The 16008-nt window shown below is 71.2% G+C and carries 16 protein-coding genes and 2 tRNA genes; 12 read left to right on the forward strand and 6 right to left on the reverse strand.

The annotated features are described in order from the left end of the window. The first annotated feature begins 232 nt into the window (after positions 1–232). Both ACU436_RS19585 and ACU436_RS19590 read left to right on the forward strand, forming a co-directional pair. Complete coding sequence (locus ACU436_RS19585; RefSeq protein ID WP_459027269.1) at positions 233–913, forward strand: response regulator transcription factor; 681 nt, start codon at positions 233–235, stop codon at positions 911–913. A gap of 137 nt (positions 914–1050) precedes the next feature. Further along, entirely contained in the window at positions 1051–1326 is a 276-nt protein-coding gene (locus ACU436_RS19590) for a GlsB/YeaQ/YmgE family stress response membrane protein (RefSeq protein ID WP_459027270.1), read from the forward strand. Between the two features lie 51 nt (positions 1327–1377). Here ACU436_RS19590 and hisC read toward each other — a convergent pair whose 3' ends face one another. Then, positions 1378–2430 carry a histidinol-phosphate transaminase gene (hisC, locus tag ACU436_RS19595; protein ID WP_459027272.1) on the reverse strand — a complete coding sequence of 351 codons (1053 nt, stop codon included), beginning with the start codon at positions 2428–2430 and terminating at the stop codon, positions 1378–1380. A gap of 61 nt (positions 2431–2491) precedes the next feature. On the opposite strand from hisC, the gene ACU436_RS19600 reads away from it, so the two are divergent. From ACU436_RS19600 to ACU436_RS19615, 4 genes are all read left to right on the forward strand, one after another. Then, a complete protein-coding gene (locus tag ACU436_RS19600) occupies positions 2492–3190 on the forward strand; it encodes a dienelactone hydrolase family protein (RefSeq protein WP_459027274.1) in 699 nt (232 codons plus the stop codon). Between the two features lie 58 nt (positions 3191–3248). Beyond that, positions 3249–5219: an acetoacetate--CoA ligase gene (locus ACU436_RS19605; RefSeq protein ID WP_459027276.1), complete on the forward strand. Its 1971-nt coding sequence runs from the start codon at positions 3249–3251 to the stop codon at positions 5217–5219. Between the two features lie 54 nt (positions 5220–5273). Then, positions 5274–5363, forward strand: a tRNA-Ser gene (locus ACU436_RS19610). A gap of 56 nt (positions 5364–5419) precedes the next feature. Continuing rightward, positions 5420–5492, forward strand: a tRNA-Arg gene (locus tag ACU436_RS19615). Positions 5493–5592: 100 nt separating this feature from the next. On the opposite strand, the gene tatC is transcribed toward ACU436_RS19615, so the two are convergent. Continuing rightward, positions 5593–6507: a twin-arginine translocase subunit TatC gene (tatC, locus tag ACU436_RS19620; RefSeq protein ID WP_459027277.1), complete on the reverse strand. Its 915-nt coding sequence runs from the start codon at positions 6505–6507 to the stop codon at positions 5593–5595. Positions 6508–6514: 7 nt separating this feature from the next. After that, positions 6515–6763 carry a Sec-independent protein translocase subunit TatA gene (gene tatA / locus ACU436_RS19625; RefSeq protein ID WP_459027279.1) on the reverse strand — a complete coding sequence of 83 codons (249 nt, stop codon included), beginning with the start codon at positions 6761–6763 and terminating at the stop codon, positions 6515–6517. 250 nt (positions 6764–7013) lie between these two features. Between tatA and tatB the strand changes: the two genes are divergently transcribed. Next, positions 7014–7316 (forward strand): Sec-independent protein translocase protein TatB, encoded by a 303-nt coding sequence (gene tatB, locus ACU436_RS19630; RefSeq protein WP_459027281.1) that lies wholly within the window; start codon positions 7014–7016, stop codon positions 7314–7316. A gap of 229 nt (positions 7317–7545) precedes the next feature. Continuing rightward, the gene (locus ACU436_RS19635; RefSeq protein ID WP_459027282.1) at positions 7546–8472 is read left to right on the forward strand and encodes a ferritin-like domain-containing protein; all 927 of its coding nucleotides are present in this window, start codon (positions 7546–7548) and stop codon (positions 8470–8472) included. 95 nt (positions 8473–8567) lie between these two features. On the opposite strand, the gene ACU436_RS19640 is transcribed toward ACU436_RS19635, so the two are convergent. Then, positions 8568–9413, reverse strand: a complete 846-nt coding sequence (locus ACU436_RS19640) for a helix-turn-helix domain-containing protein (RefSeq protein ID WP_459028149.1) — start codon at positions 9411–9413, stop codon at positions 8568–8570. Between the two features lie 681 nt (positions 9414–10094). Here ACU436_RS19640 and ACU436_RS19645 point away from each other — a divergent pair. Continuing rightward, complete coding sequence (locus tag ACU436_RS19645; protein WP_459027284.1) at positions 10095–10589, forward strand: hypothetical protein; 495 nt, start codon at positions 10095–10097, stop codon at positions 10587–10589. Here ACU436_RS19645 and ACU436_RS19650 read toward each other — a convergent pair. Both ACU436_RS19650 and ACU436_RS19655 read right to left on the reverse strand, forming a co-directional pair. After that, complete coding sequence (locus tag ACU436_RS19650; protein ID WP_459027285.1) at positions 10510–11934, reverse strand: PepSY-associated TM helix domain-containing protein; 1425 nt, start codon at positions 11932–11934, stop codon at positions 10510–10512. The two genes, ACU436_RS19645 and ACU436_RS19650, sit on opposite strands and share 80 nt — an antisense overlap. Before the next feature lie 110 nt (positions 11935–12044). Continuing rightward, positions 12045–12605, reverse strand: a complete 561-nt coding sequence (locus ACU436_RS19655) for a hypothetical protein (RefSeq protein WP_459027287.1) — start codon at positions 12603–12605, stop codon at positions 12045–12047. Between the two features lie 453 nt (positions 12606–13058). Between ACU436_RS19655 and ACU436_RS19660 the strand changes: the two genes are divergently transcribed. Genes ACU436_RS19660 through ACU436_RS19670 form a run of 3 tightly spaced genes read left to right on the forward strand, consistent with a single transcriptional unit; the run spans position 13059 to position 15956 of the window. Next, positions 13059–14195 carry a sensor histidine kinase gene (locus ACU436_RS19660; protein ID WP_459027289.1) on the forward strand — a complete coding sequence of 379 codons (1137 nt, stop codon included), beginning with the start codon at positions 13059–13061 and terminating at the stop codon, positions 14193–14195. After that, positions 14188–15321 carry a hypothetical protein gene (locus tag ACU436_RS19665; protein WP_459027290.1) on the forward strand — a complete coding sequence of 378 codons (1134 nt, stop codon included), beginning with the start codon at positions 14188–14190 and terminating at the stop codon, positions 15319–15321. The genes ACU436_RS19660 and ACU436_RS19665 overlap by 8 nt, the downstream gene beginning before the upstream one ends. Then, positions 15318–15956: a response regulator gene (locus ACU436_RS19670; protein WP_459027292.1), complete on the forward strand. Its 639-nt coding sequence runs from the start codon at positions 15318–15320 to the stop codon at positions 15954–15956. The genes ACU436_RS19665 and ACU436_RS19670 overlap by 4 nt, the downstream gene beginning before the upstream one ends. The last annotated feature ends 52 nt before the right edge of the window (positions 15957–16008 follow it).

Below are 16008 nucleotides of genomic sequence, written 5' to 3' on the forward strand. Positions count from 1 at the left end.
TTGTACGCGCCGGAACGCGCCTGATCGGTGATGTTGTGCGCGTCCTGTACTCCGTTCGGCCTAGCAAGGCTCTCAGCTAGCGCGCAAGCGTCGTACTCGCGGGAGCGATGTCGCTCCGTTAGCCGATTGTTACGGGCTGCCCGCTGCGCCAAGGTGTTCGGCGATGCTCCCCGCTGCTCCCCCGGGGGGTGCGTCCTCGTACACGCCGACCGCCGCGTCGGCGCGTGTGTCCGTGCCCCCGAACACGATGCCCCCGACCGACAACCACGTCCTGCTGGCGCTGCCCCCGACCGCCGCGTCCGCCTCCGTGCTGCGCAGCCTTCGTTCCGAAGGCGTGTCGGTCAGCTCGGTGAGCGACGGCATCGGCGTGCTCGACGCCGTTCGCAACCGCGACCCGGCCCTCGTCGTGCTCGACGTCGAGCTCCCGGGCCCCGACCAGGCCGCCGTGCTGGCCGCGGTGCAGAACGAGGCGCCGAACGTGCCGGTCATCGCCGTCACGCCGCGCGAGCGCAGGCTCGGGCTGCTCGCGCTGCTGCGCGGCGACCGCGACGACTTCCTGGTGCGGCCGTTCGCCGTCGACGAGTTGGCCGCCCGGATCCGGCTGCGCCTGCGGATGGGCCCTGCCGTCGAGAACACCGTGCTGCGCCACGGCGAGCTCGTGGTCGACACCGAGTTCGGCGACGTCAGCGTCGACGGCCAGCCGGTGTCGCTCTCGCCCACCGAGTACGCGCTGCTGATGGCCCTGATCGCCGACCCGGGCGAGGTGGTGCCCCCGCACCGGCTGGCGAGCGAGGTCTGGTCCGAGCCGGCCTCACCGAACCTCGTGCAGGTCTACATCTCGTACCTCCGGCGCAAGATCGGAGCGGACCGGATCCGCACCGTTCGCGGTGAGGGTTACGTCCTCGAGGCCTGAACGGCGCCGGAACCGTTACCGAACTCGGCCCGACCGGGTGGCATCTGCGGATGCATAGTGCGACCCTCGTCACACCGTGCTACCCAAGTGCGTACACGGGCCGCGGGCTGCTGCCCGCACGAGAGTCGGGAGCGCGTATGAGCATCACGGGGATCATCACCGCCATCATCATCGGCGCCATCATCGGTTTCGTCGGCCGCCTGGTGGCACCGGGGAAGCAGAACATCCCGATCTGGCTGACCATCCTGGTCGGGATCGTGGCGGCCTTCATCGGGACGTGGATCGCCGGCCTGTTCGGCGTCGCCGACACCGGCGGCATCGACTGGATCGAGCTGATCATGCAGATCATCGTCGCCGCGATCGGCGTGACGGTCGTCGCGGGCATCTGGGGGAGGCGCGGCGCCACGCGCTGACCCGGGTCCTGCACCGGCCCGGTCCCGTCCGCGGGGCCGGGCCACACCCCTTCACGCCTCGAACGCCCGCGCAGCGGCCAGGAACGCGTCGTTCTCCTCCGGGGCCGACACCGTGACGCGCACGCCGTCGGGGTGGAACGGGCGCACGACGACCTTGTGGTCGAGGCAGTGCGCCGCGAACGGCGCCGTGCGCTCCCCGAGGGAGAGCCACACGAAGTTGGACTGGGTGGGCGGCACCGTGAAGCCGGCGGCGAGCAGGGCGTCGCGCACCCGCACCCGCTCCTCGATCACGGCGGCACAGCCGGCGAGCAGCGCCTCCTCGTCGTCCAGCGCGGCGACGGCGGCGGCCTGCGCCAGCGTGCTCACGCTGAACGGTGCGCAGACCTTGCGCAGCGCCGTGGCCACCTCCGGCGAACCGATCGCGTACCCGACGCGCACGGCGGCCAGCCGGTAGGCCTTCGAGAACGTGCGGAGCAGCACGAGGTTGGGGTGGGCGTCGATCAGGTCCATCCCGTCGACGGCGTCCGGGTCGGTGACGTACTCGTGGTACGCCTCGTCGAGCGCCACCAGCACGTTCCGGGGGACGGTGGCGAGCAGCCGCTCCAGCTCCGCGCGCGTCACCACGGTGCCCGTCGGGTTGTTCGGGCTGCAGACGAACAGGAGCCGGGTACGCGGCCCGACCGCGGCGGCCATGGCGTCGACGTCGTGGCGGAACTCGGCGTCGAGCGGCACCGTGCGGATCGTGGCCCCGCCGATCTGCGTGACGATCGGGTACGCCTCGAACGAGCGCCAGGCGAACACGACCTCGTCCTCGGGTTCCCGGCAGGTGGCCTGCACCAGCTGCTGGCACAGGCTCACGGACCCGCAGCCCACCGCGATCCGTTCGGCCGCGACGCCGCGGGCCTCCGCCAGCCGCGCCGTCAGGCCGGTGACGGCCAGGTCCGGGTATCGGTTGCCGCTGGTCGCCGCCTCCGCGATGGCCGCCAGCACCTTGGGGGTGGGCGGCAGGGCCACCTCGTTGCTCGCCAGTTTGATCGCACCCGCGATGGTCTTGCCGGGCACGTAGGCCGGCAGGGTGTCGAGGTCGGGGCGGATCTGCGTCATGAAGGTCACGGTAATCGTGCCCGGGGCCGCCGACTTCACCCAGCCGTGACACCCTTGCCCGATGACCGAAATTCGCACCGAGACCGTCCCTCTGGTCGACGGCAGTGCGCTGCGGCTGACCGTCGCAGAACCGGTCAGCGCGATCCGCGGGGGGATCGTGGTGCTGCACGAGGCGCGTGGTGTCACCGACTCCGTACGCGGCATCGTGCACGGCCTCGCCGCGGACGGCTGGCTCGCCGTCGCCCCACACCTCTACCACCGTGACGGTGCCGACGAGCTCGACGGCGCCGACGACGAGGTTCAGCTACAGGTCGACCGGCTCGAGGGCGAGCAGGTGATGGCCGACACCGACACGGCGTTCGGGTGGCTCGCCGAGCACGACATCAGCCCGGACCTGATGGGTGTGATCGGCTTCGACCTCGGCGGCTCGGTGGCGCTGCTCGTGGCCGCCAAACGCACGCTCGGCGCGGCCGTCACCGTGGCCGGCGAGCGGGTGGCCTCCACCCCGGCCACCGGGCTGCCCGCGCTCGTCGACGCCGCGCCCGGCCTCACCTGTCCCTGGCTGGGCATCTACGGCGAGGCCGGCGAGGGCGAGACCGACCCCGAGGTCACCCGGCTGCGGGACGCGGCCGCGTCGTCGCAGGTGGCCACGGACGTCGTCGTCTACCCCCGCCACGGCCACCGTTTCGACGACGACCCGGAGATCGCCGCCGACGCGTGGCAGCGCACCCTCAACTGGTTCGACTCCCACCTGCGCTGATCCACATCCCGGCGGCCGCCCCTGGCGCGGGCGGGACCCCGGACTGCATGCTGCCCGTATGACCGGCGCCGAAGCTCCCGACACCCCCGAGGTTCTGTGGACCCCTCTCCCGGAGCACCGGGGCCGGTTGGCCGAGTTCACGGACTGGGTGCGTGAGCACCGCGGCGTCGACGCACCGGACTACGCCGCGTTGCACGCCTGGTCGGTGGAGGACCAGGCCGGATTCTGGTCGGCCGTGGCCGAGTTCCTCGGCGTCCGCTTCCACGAGCCGCCGACGGCCGTGCTCGGCCGCGCCGAGATGCCTGGCGCCGAGTGGTTCCCCGGCGCCACGCTGAACTACGCCGAGCAGGCCCTCGCGGGCGGCTCCGACGCCGACCTCGCTGCCGTATTCGTCCGGGAGGACGGTCTCGAGCGCGAGGTCACGCGCGGCGAGCTGCGCGACCTGGTCGGGCGGGCGCGCGCCGGGCTCGTGCGCGCCGGCGTCGGAAGGGGGGACCGCGTCGTCGCGCTGGCGCCCAACAGCGTCGAGACCCTGGTCGCGTTCCTCGCCGCGGCGAGCCTCGGCGCAGTCTGGTCCTCCTGCTCGCCGGACTTCGGCGCCCGCGCCGTCCACGACCGGTTCGCGCAGATCGAACCGACGGTCCTCCTCGCGGTGGACGGCTACGTCTACGGCGGCAAGCGGTTCGACGTCCGGAACACCGTGCAGCAGCTGCGGGAGAAGCTGCCGACGCTCAACGCCACCGTCCTCGTGCCGTACCTGGACGAGACGGCCACGCTCGACGGCGCCGTCCCGTGGGCCCAGTTCACCGGCACTCCCGGCGAGCTCGCCTTCGAGCCGGTGCCGTTCGACCACCCGCTGTGGGTGCTCTACTCGTCCGGCACGACCGGCCTGCCGAAGGGCATCGTGCACGGGCACGGCGGCATCGTCCTGGAGCATCTCAAGGCACTCGGGCTGCAGATGGAGCTCGGGCCGGGCGAACGGTTCTTCTGGTTCACCACCACCGGCTGGATGATGTGGAACTTCCTCATCGGCGGCCTTCTCGTCGGATCGACGGTGATCCTGTTCGACGGCAACCCCGGCCACCCCGACCTCGACGCGCTGTGGCGGATCGCCGAGCGGCACCGCGTGACCTACTTCGGCACGTCGGCCCCGTTCATCCAGGCGAGCCTGAAGGCCGGGCTGCGCCCCCGGGACCGGTTCGACCTCGGGCGGCTGCGCGCGCTCGGTTCCACGGGCGCCCCGCTGTCGGTCGAGGGCTTCCGCTGGGTCGGCGACGCGGTCGGCGAGCACGTGCAGATCTGCTCGGTGTCCGGCGGCACCGACGTCTGCGCCGCGTTCGTCGGGTCCGCGCCGAACCTGCCCGTCTGGCTCGGGGAGATCAGCTGCGCCTCGCTCGGCGCGGCCGTCGTCTCCTACGACGAGAAGGGTCAGGAGCTCGTCGACGAGGTCGGCGAGCTGGTGATCACCCGGCCGATGCCCTCGATGCCCGTGGCGTTCTGGAACGACCCGGACGGCACCCGCCTGCGCGAGGCGTACTTCGACGAGTTCCCCGGCGTCTGGCGGCACGGCGACTGGGTCCGCCGCACCCCCCGCGGCTCCTTCGTCATCTACGGCCGCAGCGACTCCACGCTCAACCGCGGCGGTGTGCGGATGGGCACCGCCGACTTCTACGCGGTCGTCGAGGGTTTCGAGCAGGTCCTGGACTCCCTGGTGATCGACACCACCGAGCTCGGCGCCCGCGACGAGGGAGCCCTGCTCTGCTTCCTCGTCCTCGCCGACGGCGCCCCGCTCGAGGACGTGGAACCGGCGCTGCGCCGCGCCCTGCGCACGGAGCTGTCCCCCCGCCACGTACCGGACCGGTTCGTGGTGGTCGAGGCCGTGCCCCGCACGCTCAACGGCAAGAAGTGCGAGGTCCCGGTCAAGAAGATCCTCGCCGGCGTCGCGCCGGACCGAGCCGTCAGCCGCGGCGCCCTCCAGAACCCGGACGCGCTCGGCCCGTTCCTCGCCCTCGCAGACGGGGGGTCGTGAACCCGCTGGACGGGCCCATGTACTCTGGTCCGTGCTGGAGGCCGAGAGGCCCCGGGAGGCTTCGCCTAGTCTGGTCTATGGCGCCGCACTGCTAATGCGGTTTGGGGTCACCCCCCATCCCGGGTTCAAATCCCGGAGCCTCCGCGCTGGTGCGGTCGACTACCCGGTCGGTCGCGGCATGATGTACAACTGAACAGCACGCGCCCGTAGCTCAACGGATAGAGCATCTGACTACGGATCAGAAGGTTAGGGGTTCGAATCCCTTCGGGCGCACAAGATCCATCTAGCCCTGACCGGCAGGAACGGTCGGGGCTAGATCATTTTGGAGTGGTGGACCGATCGGTGCTCCGACGGTCGGCGTGCCGCGTGGGTACTACCTGGGCGGTCGGTTCGCTGTGTGGTCGAGCTGGCTCGGGTTTGTGTCGATGGGGCTGGGGGCGTCGGGGTCCCAGTCGTCCCAGCCCTCGGCGGCTCGTTGCCGGGCGGCGCGGCGGTCGTGGATGCGAGCGATCTGGATGGCCAGCTCGAACAGCAGCACCAGTGCCGCGGCGAGCACCGTCATGGAGATGGGGTCCTGGCCCGGTGTGGCGATGGCGGCGAACACGAAGAGCCCGAAGATCAGCCCGCGGCGTGACGTGCGGAGCTTCTCGTAGCTGACGATTCCGACGCGGTTCAGCATGACCACGAGCAGCGGCAGTTCGAAGCTGACGCCGAAGATCAGCAACAGCATGATGACGAACGAGAAGTACGCGTCTCCGGACAGCGCCGTGGTCTGGACCTCGCTGCCGATGGTGAGCAGGAAGCCCAGTCCCTGGCCGACCACGAGGAACGCGAGTGCCGCACCGACGAGGAACAGGACGACCGCGATCGAGACGAATGCGACGGCGAAGCGCCGCTCACCACGATGCAGCGCGGGCGTGATGAACGCCCACAGCTGGTAGAACCAGACGGGGCAGGCGAGCACCACGCCGGCTGTCATTCCGACCTTCAGCCGTAGTGCGAACTGGTCGAACGGCCCGGTGCCCAGCAGGGTGCACGAGCCGTCGGCGGTGAAGACCGCGCGCGAGGAACCGGGCAACGAGCAGTAGGGCTGCTTGAGCAGGTCGCCGAGGCTCGGCGCGCCGAACAGGTCGGCGCCGAACCAGATGTAGCCGAACACGGTCGTGACCACGATCGCCAGCAGCGCCACCGAGAGCCGGTTGCGCAGCTCGTAGAGGTGGTCCACGAGCGACATCGAGCCGTGGGGGTTCGCCGGGCGGCGCCCGCGCAGCCGCCGCGTCGGGGCCACGGCGCCGCTACTTGTCGATGGCGACGGTCGCAGGTCGCGCAGCGGGCTCGGCCACCGGCTCCGTGGGCAGGGACGGGGTGGGCTGGCCCGTGCTCGAGGCGGGCGCGTCCTGCCGCTTCAGGTCCTTCATCTCGCCCTTGAACACTCGGGCGGACTGGCCGACCGAACGGGCCATGTCGGGCAGTTTCCTGGCCCCGAAGACCAGCACGAGGACTCCGAGGAGGATGACGATTTCCCAGCCACCGAGGCTTGGCATGGGCGTGGTCCTTCCGTGAAGGGGAGCGCCGACGGGGCCAGGCACCATGCGGAGGCCTGCGCTTCTCGTCGGTGTGTCGTGGCTCGATCAGCTGTTGCCGTCGTTCGTTCGGGCCGCTCTCGTTACAACCGTGGAAAGGGCTCGACGGTATGCGTCCGATCGGGTGGTGTTCGATCGACGCGAATCGTCCAAGGACATTTTTAACGGATGTTCCGGAGGTCGGCGGCAGGCGACGCGTACTCTTCGCCGAATGTTCGACAGCATCGGGTGGGGCGAAGTCCTGGTCATCGCCGTCGCCGGCCTGTTCATTCTGGGGCCGGAGCGGTTGCCAGGCGCCGTGGAGTGGCTGGGCAGGACCATCCGGCAGGTCAAGTCCTATGCGGCCGGTGCTGGCGCCCAGATCCGTGACGAACTGGGCCCCGAGTTCGACGAGCTGCGTCGGCCCGCGGTCGAGCTGCGGAAGATGCGCGGTCGGGACCCTCGGCGGACGGCGCTCGATGCGCTCCTGAAGGAGCCGGAACCCAAGATCGGGCCGGACCGCGGGCGTAATTGAGGACAAGCGCCACGCTTGCTCCGGTCCGCGCCCGACAGCAGGCTGTGTGGAAAGTCCTTGGACATTGTTCATAAAGTTCTTGTGTCGCTCGATCGGACGAACATCTTTGTGTGTCGAAGGTCGTTTCTTCGGGTAGCGGGCCGTCCAATCGGTCTTCACTATTCCTGCCCCAAGCGTCGCCTTCGGCAATCCGCCCGGGTTCGGCGCTTCCGAGATCGAGGAGACGCGAGTGTTCGAGGGGTTCACCAAGTCGTTCGTGAAGGACGCGATCGGCCGCAGCGCGGAGAGCAATGTCGACCGGCGTCGTTTCCTGCGTGCCGCAGGACTGACCGGGCTCGGGGTGGCGAGCATCGGTGCACTCGGAGTCACCACGGGCACCGCGTTCGCCGGCGACGATGACGACGACCAGGGCGGTCCGAGTGATGCCGCGGTGCTGAACTTCGCGCTGAACCTGGAATACCTCGAGGCGGAGTTCTACCTGCGTGCCGTCACGGGAAGCGGCCTGAAGGACAACCAGATCAGCGGGTCCGGGGACCTCGGCGGTGTCAGCGGCGGGCGCAAGGTCAAGTTCGAGACCAAGTTGGGCAAGCAGTACGCCGAGGAGATCGCGGACGACGAGCGCGCCCACGTCGGCTTCCTGCGCAGCGCGTTGGGCGATGCCAAGGTCGCCCGTCCGGAGATCGACCTCGACGAGGCGTTCACGGCGGCGGCCATCGCGGCCGGCGTGATCAAGAAGGGCGAGAGGTTCGACCCGTTCGCCGACGAGAACAGCTTCCTGCTCGGCGCCTTCATCTTCGAGGACGTGGGCGTCACCGCGTACAAGGGCGCAGCCCCGCTGGTGTCGAACAAGACGTTCCTCGAGGCCGCCGCCGGCATCCTCGCGGTCGAGGCGTACCACGCCGGGCTGATCCGCACGGTCCTGCTGTCGAAGGGGCTGGAGGACCCGGCCGGGAAGATCTCCGACGCGCGTGACTCGCTGGATGGTGAGTCCGGGCTGGACCAGGGGATCGTGAAGGACGGCGACGCGAACATCGTGCCGGCCGACGAGAACGGGATCGCGTTCTCCCGCAGCGCGGGAGAGGTCCTCAACGTCGTGTACCTGAACCCCTCCGCGGTGACCGAGGGCGGGTTCTTCCCCGAGGGCGTCAACGGCTAGATCACCAAGAGCGACGACAACGACTGACCCCGGTGTCCAACGGTGGGCGGCGGAACTCGCGTTCCGCCGCCCACATGCGTATCGGGGGAGATCGCTCAGCCGTCGAACAGCCAGGAGACCGGGCTCTGCCAGGTGTGGTGGTCGAGGTCGTCGTCCAGCGCCGCCATTGATCCGGCCCGCGGTCGTGACATCGCGGCGAGGAGGCAGGCCACCTGCGCCAGCCGTGCCCACGATCCGGCCTCCGGGACGAGGTGGATGCCGACTCGTCGGGAGGCGACCCAGTCCCGCACCGGCTGGTGGTCGCCCGCCACCACCAGCCGCAGCCGAGGCGTCCCGTCGTCGTACTGCTCGAGCCGGGCGAGGAAGCGCGTCAGAGCGGCGCGATCCGGTCCAGCCGCGGGCAGGCGCTCCAGGTCCGACAACCGCCCACCAAGGGCGGCCAGGTGCACGCCCGGGTCGCCACCGCGTGGCTGCGCTGCGCCGGTGAGGACGGCGAGCAACCGCAGCGGTGGGTCGACGTGCAACCCGGCGACGTCGGTGATGGGTGCGTCGAGCACCGGTTCGGTGACCAGGTGCAGCCCGCCCTCGAGCCACGGGATGATTCCCCAGCTGCGCCACACGTTGGCGACCGCGGCGTTGCTGATCCCGAGTTCCTTCGCGAGCAGTCGGGTGGACCAGCGCTGAGCCCCTGCGGGCGGTGGGCACAGCGTTCGGGCCACGACGGCGGTGGCGTCCACCGTGATGGGCCGGCCGGATCGCGGCCCGTCGCTCAGCCCGAGCACACCGTTCAGGCGGTACCGTTCCCGCCAGGTGACAACCGTCTGACGGGAACACCCCAGCCGGTCTGCGATCGCGGTGGCCCCGTACCCGTCCCGGGACAGCAAGACGATCTGAGCGCGGAGCGCCCTGGCCGATCCCGACGGGCCGTCGCGGATCCACACCTGCAAGACGCGATCATCACGCGGGTCCACGACGAGCGGCGGCGTGAGATGCATCAGAACGAACGCCGCCGGTCCCGGAGCACGACCGTTGCTCGCGTCCTGACCCGGCTGAAGACGGTGCGGACCATGAACATACGAGGTATTCGAGAGTCCGACCGCTTCCGGATTGCTCCCACGCCCGCCAGGAAGTCGATGTGCTCCCCACATGGCGGGCACTCGAACGCTGGCGTGTGACGACGGCGTCCACGCCCTGCGGGAGTCGGGCGCACGCGATCGTTGCCGGCACTACGCGGTGGAGTTCGACACGGCGTCGGGAGCGTCGAGCGGGACACCACGGGCAGGGAGGAGGTCGATGGCCCGGTCCGAGGTTGAGCGCGACCTCGCTTCGGGACTCCCGGTCAGTTGATCTCGGTCCACCAACCGGTCCACGAACTGATGTAGGTAATTGCCTGCACGTCGGATCGCGCCGGATGACCTTCGTCGATGTCGACGGCAGCACCGTGGCATCGGTACCTCCGGAGGCGGTGACCGGCGGGGTCGAGGGCCGGGACGTCGAGGTGCGCCGGGGGGATCTGGCCGGAATCCTGTACCAGGCGGTGGCAGCCGACGTCGAGTTCGTGTTCGACGACTCCGTCGACGCGATCACCCGGCGACGGCCTGCACTCGCGGACCCGGGAGCTCGTGTTCGCCCCCGAGCAGCAGTTCCACCACTACCTGGGGTACTGCTTCGCCGGGTTCACCATGCCCAACACCTCCGGTCTCTCCCACGAGGCCGTGCTCTGGAGCACCCCCGGACGGGGTGCGGCGCTCTACGCGGTCCGCGACAGCGCCGACCTGCACGGATTCCTCGTCTTCGCGCGTCCGGAACCGCCCTACGACGCCTTCCGCGACCCGGCGGCCCAACGTGACCTCGTCGGCGCGTTCGCCGCCTACGAACGCGACACCCGCGGGTTCGTCGAGCTGAACCAGGCGCAGGTCGGTGCGGGCGGCGCGGCGCTGTTCCCGGTCACCGCCGAGGCCCTTGCACAACGCAACGAGCGGCTCCGCGCCCTCACGACGCTGCCGCGGGAATCCGGCCGGCCGGGGTACACCGCCCTCACGTTGCCGGACTTCCCGACGCGGCCCGGCGCCTGCGGCCGAGCACCACGTCGATCACCAGGAACGCGAGCAGGCTGATCCCGAACAGGGGGGCGAACCAGCCGATCGCCACGGCGAGCGCCACCGCGACGAGCGCGGTCGGCAGTCCGGCCCGCCGCAACCGGCCGCGCGGCACCGGCCGCCCGACCCGGCCGCCGGTCGGGCGGCGGTGCCACCACATGCGGTAGCCGAGCCCGATCAGGGTGATCATCCCGAGGCCGAACGCGACCAGGACGAGCTGGTTGGGCAGACCGAAGAGCACGCCCATGTGCGCGTCGATGCCCCAGCGGGCGAGCTTGGCCATCAGCGGGTAGTCCGCGAAGCGCACCTGGTCCACGACGGCGCCGGTGGCACCGTCGATCGCGACCGCATCGACCTCGGTGGGCCAGCTCCGCTTGACCTCCGTCACCGTCCACGCCGCACCGTGCTCCGCAGGCGGGGCGATCTCGACCTGCCCGGCGTCGATGCCGGCGGCCCGTGCCGTGGCGAGCATCGCATCGAACCGAGCGGGTTCGACGGGTGCGGCGCCCGGAGCGGAACCACCGTGGCCGGCGTGCTCGTGGGCGAGGCCGGTCTGCAGTGCCGGGGTGCTCCAGCCGAGGGAGGCGCGCAGGGCGGTGACGTTCTCGCCGGCGTAGGTCGACCAGGTCAGCCCGGTCGCGGAGAGGAAGAGGGCCCCGAGCAGGAGCCAGACGCCGAGGGAGCCGTGCCGGGTCAGCATGCGCCGCCGGCCCGCCGCGCCCGCTTCCGGGCGGACCAGGTCGCGGACGGCGGCGCGGTTCGCGGTGCGGCGGGCCCGCCACCGTCCGATCCACAGTACGAGCCCGCCGAGTGCGACGACCCACAGCCAGGACGCGGCGAGCTCGCTGTAGAGGCGACCCGGCTCGCCGAGGAGGAGGTTGCGGTGCAGCTGGTCGAGGGTCATCCGCAGGGGGAGCACACCGCTGGTCCCGTAGGTGACCAGCGAGCCCTTCACCTCACCGGTGCCGGGGTCGACGAACACGGTGCGGTGCTCGGACGCACCGAGGTCGTCGTCGTTGAACAGGACCCGGGTCGTCGCACCGGGCTCGGGCGCGGGCCGCACGGCGGCGAGCTCGCCGCCCGGCTCGGCGGCCTCGGCGGCCCGGACCTGGTCGGCCAGCGGGAGCTGCTGGGCGGTGGCGGGCACGCGGAGCTGGTCGGTGTAGATCCAGGACTCGAGCTGCGGGGTGAGCACGTATAGCACCCCGGTGGTGGTCGCCACCAGGAGGAACGGGCCGACGAGCAGGCCGGCGTAGAAGTGCAGGCGCAGCACCAGGCCGCGCAGGCCGGACCGGCGTTCGGGCGGATCGGACGGCGGGTTCGCGGGACTCTGCGGGACGGCGGGATGGGAGGTCGTGGTCAAGCGAGGCTCCGGATTCGGTCGCTGAGGGCGGCACGAACCGGCCGGGCGCACGGCGTCACCTGGGCGGCGCACGTGACCCGGCGAGCTCGGCTCGGCCGGTGGGATGGAGGTCAGCAGACCGCCGGCGGACCCCGGTGCACGATCGAATGGCGCAGCCGGGTCACGACGACACGGCATTCGGCCGCGCGAGCCAGGAATGCGGAAGCGCGCAGCCGGCGGACCGGGCGCCAGTTCCTCAGCAGGCACGAGACGAGCCGGCGCAGCGCCTCGACCGCGCGGTGGGCGGCCATGACGGCCCGGCGCTCGCCGGCGCGCAGCCATGCGGCGGCGACGGCGGCGCCGAACACGTGGAAGAGCAGCACCAGATCAGGACCGGTCGGCTGGTGGGCAGCGTGCGCGGTCGGATCGGTCGCGGTGAGCACGAACAGCGCGTGCCCGCCGATCTGCGCGGCGAGCTGGAACCCGGCCAACCGCTCCCAGCCCCGCTCGTCACCGGTCAACCACCAGGCGGGCACCGCCATGAGCACGAGCGCCAGCAGGAGCCCGGGCGGCGGCGGCGGGTGACCGGTGGCGATCAGGTGCCCGCCGGCCGTGGTGGCCATCGCGGCGGCCACCGCCCCGACGGCGCGTCCCGATCGGCTCTGCGCGAGCACCGGATGGCGGCGGTTCACGGGCTACCGGAGTCCCGCCGGGCGAGCGTGCTCGTGACGCGGTCGCGGACGACGGTCACGGGAGCTCCTCGGGTCGGCTCGGTCAGCATCGGTCAGCACGGCTGCTGCTCGAGGATGACAGCCACGGCCGCGGCGCGGGCGGGAACCGCGAAACCGGTGGCACCGCGCAATGTAGGGACCCGAGGCGTGCAGGGGTTGCGAAGCTGAGGATCGCCGACGGTGTGCGCCATGGGTGAGGCGTCGAGTGGTCGTGCACTCCTCCGTTCGGCGGGTTACGTGCCCCTGTCTGCGTACGGAACGCTCAGGTTCACTGAGCGCCGGTCGCCGCCGGACCGGTGCGACGTATCGTTCGCCCTCGCGGGATGGCCGCTCGGCGCTCGGGTCGAGCGCTCGCACCCCGGCCGACCGCCTTGCCCAGGGCCTCCCATCCGGCGCCGGCGCTGGGAGGAGCAGATGTCCGAAGAGATCGGTGGGTCCGCGCGGGAGCTTGCCCGGTTCGGGCGTCGGTACGCCGGAGCCGTCCGCATCGCGACAGCACTGCCGATCGGCGCGATCAGCGTGCTCGGAGCGTCACCGGGGCTCACCGAGGCCCGAGTGGCCCTCGCCGCGGTCCTGGTGATGTGGGCCCTCGGATACGCGTGGTGGTTGACGCGCACCGACCAGGTGCTCCTACCGCTCACCATCGACGTCGTCGCCGTGCTGGTCGGTTGTTTCGTGTCCGCGACAGCCCTGTCCCCGGTCGACGGGGACGCCGGCCGCGCCCTGCTTCGGCTCTTCGTCACGTTCGCCGCTGTGACCTACCAGTGGTACGCGCCGCCCGTCCTCGGTGGCCTCGCAGCGTTGGTGACGATCGGTGGGATGCTCGCCACGAGCGTCATGCTGGGTGCGGACGTGGACATCCTGCGCGGACAGGCGTGGGCGTTGGTCGCGGCCGGACTCTCGCGGGCCGCGTGGCTGCTCGTCGTTCGCGCCGCGAACCGGGCTGATGCCCTGGCGGCCGAAGCCGAGCGGGCGGGCCGCGCCTCGTACGTGGAGGCCTCCGTGCGTGCCGACGAGCGGGAGCTCGCCAACGCGTTGCACGACACAGCGGCGACCACGCTGCTCATGGTGGGGAGCGGCCAGGTACCCGCGGACGCCGGCTGGTTGGCGCCGCAGGCGCGTCGAGACCTCGAACGGATGCGAACCGACGGCCGTCGACCGCCCACACGGGTGGACCTCGTCGGGCTGCTGCGCGAGGACCTCGACGCGGTGCACATCGCCGTCGAGTTCGAGGGACCCGAGCGGCTGCCGCTGCCGTCCGGCGTCGCACGGGCGATCGCCGGCGCGATGCGGGAGGCGCTCAACAACGTTCGGCGGCACGCCGGTGTGGACCGCGCGGTCGTGCGTCTTCGTTCCGACGGCGGTGGCGTGCGGCTCGATGTCCTCGACGAGGGGAATGGGTTCCCGGTCGACGACACGCCCGCCACGAGCCGAGGGCTGCGGCATTCCGTACGAGGCCGGATGAGTTGCGTAGGAGGCACGGCGACGGTCTCCTCCGCGGTCGGGCAAGGCACCGTCGTCCGGCTGGAATGGACTCCCGGCGATGCATGACGGTGGTGAGTCGCCGGCGCGGTCGCAGGTCCCGCACGGTCTGCGGATCGCGACGCTCATCATCTCCGCGGTCATCGCGCTCGGGCTCGGCGGCGCCAACATGGCGCGCCACCTGGCGGACTACGAGTTCCCGCTCGTCCAGGTGGGTTGCTACGCGGTGTTGGGCGCGGTGTTCGCCGTCGAGGCCGTGCTGCTCCTTCGCCGGCGTCCGTGGGGGCGGTGGCAGTGGCTCGCCATCGCCGCGATCGTCGCGGCATCCGCCCTCTCGGCGCTCACCCTGCCGGACGGACAGACGTCCACGACGGTGGACTGGATGTTCGGCGCGGCCAACTTCGCGGGCATCGTCGTGCTGCACGACCGCTCGTTGCGAGCCGTCGGGGCGTTCCTGCTCCTCCACGAGTCGATCGCTCTGGTGAACCTGTTCCTGTTGCACGACGTCAGCCGCGTCGCGCTGCTGCGCCTCGCCACGGGGTCGGTCAACGTGATCGGCGTGCCGCTGTGTGTTGCCGTGGGTGCGGCCGCGGTGCGCAGGGTCCACGCCGCGGCGGCGGGGTCGGCACGGGAGCTCGAGCGGGTGCAGACCGAGGCGGCCGCCGCCACGGAGACGCACCAGCGCCGGCGGCAGCGGATCGCCGAGCTCACCGCCACGACGATCCCCTTGCTGGAAGGGCTCGCCGTCGGCTCGCTCGAGCCTGAGGACCCCGATGTCCAGCGGCGCTGTGCCATCGAGGCCGCGAGGATGCGGCGATTGTTCGCCGAGGTGGACGACGTCGCGAATCCTCTGCTGCACGAGCTCATGCATTGCGCCGACGTCGCGGATCGCAAGGGCGTCGTCGTGGAGTTGGACGCGCGCGGACAATGGCCGACGCCGCCACGGGAAGTGCGCCGCGATCTCACCGAGGCCGCACTCATGGCCCTCGCCACCGCGTCGTCGTGGGCTCGTGTCACCGTTGTCGGCGCCACCGATCTGGTGTCGGTCAACGTCGTCGCGGACTGCAATGCGGTCGACATTCCCCGACCGCTGACGGCGGGGGTGTCGATCAACGAGTTCAGCAACGAGGAGATGGTGTGGATCGAGGTGCGATGGCAGCCGAACCGCCAGCGGCAAGAACCATCACCGCGGTGATCGTGGACGATCATGTGGCGATCATCGCGGGCGTTCGGCTCTGGTGCGAGCAGGCCGTGCCACCGATCGGAATCGTGGATGCCGGTGCGCGGCTCGCCGACGTGTGGGCCGGGCCCGGGGCGGACGCGGACGTGGTGGTGTTCGATCTGGAGTTGGTGCCGGGTAACCCGGATTTCGGTGAGCTTCGCAGGCTGGTGGACAGCGGGCGTCGTGTCGTCGTCTACTCCCAGCACGTCGACAACGTCACCGTGGTCAAATGCATCGATCTGGGAGCGCTCGCGTACCTGACCAAGCGCGAGGGTCCGGAGCACCTCGTTCCGGCCATCAGGGCGGCTGCCCGGGGGCTCCCCTACACCGCGCCTTACCTGTCGGGTGCACTCGTCGCGGACGACGACTCGCATCGGCCCCAACTGTCGCCGCGCGAGACGGAGGTGCTGCGGGCCTGGTTCGCGTCGGCGTCCAAGGAGCTCGTCGCCGCGAAGCTCCACATCACGGTCAAGACGGTCGACACCTACATCGCGCGGGTGCGGGTCAAGTACGCCAACGTCGGGCGGGCGGCCCGGACGAAGAGCGAGTTGGTCAGCAGGGCCCTCGACGACGGGATCATCACGCTCGCCGAGCTCAACGGCCCGTGAGGCCGGTGTCGGGTGTTCACCGGACATCGCGCGGGCACCCGTCCTCGTAGCG

The organism is Pseudonocardia wallangbongensis (assembly GCF_054486945.1).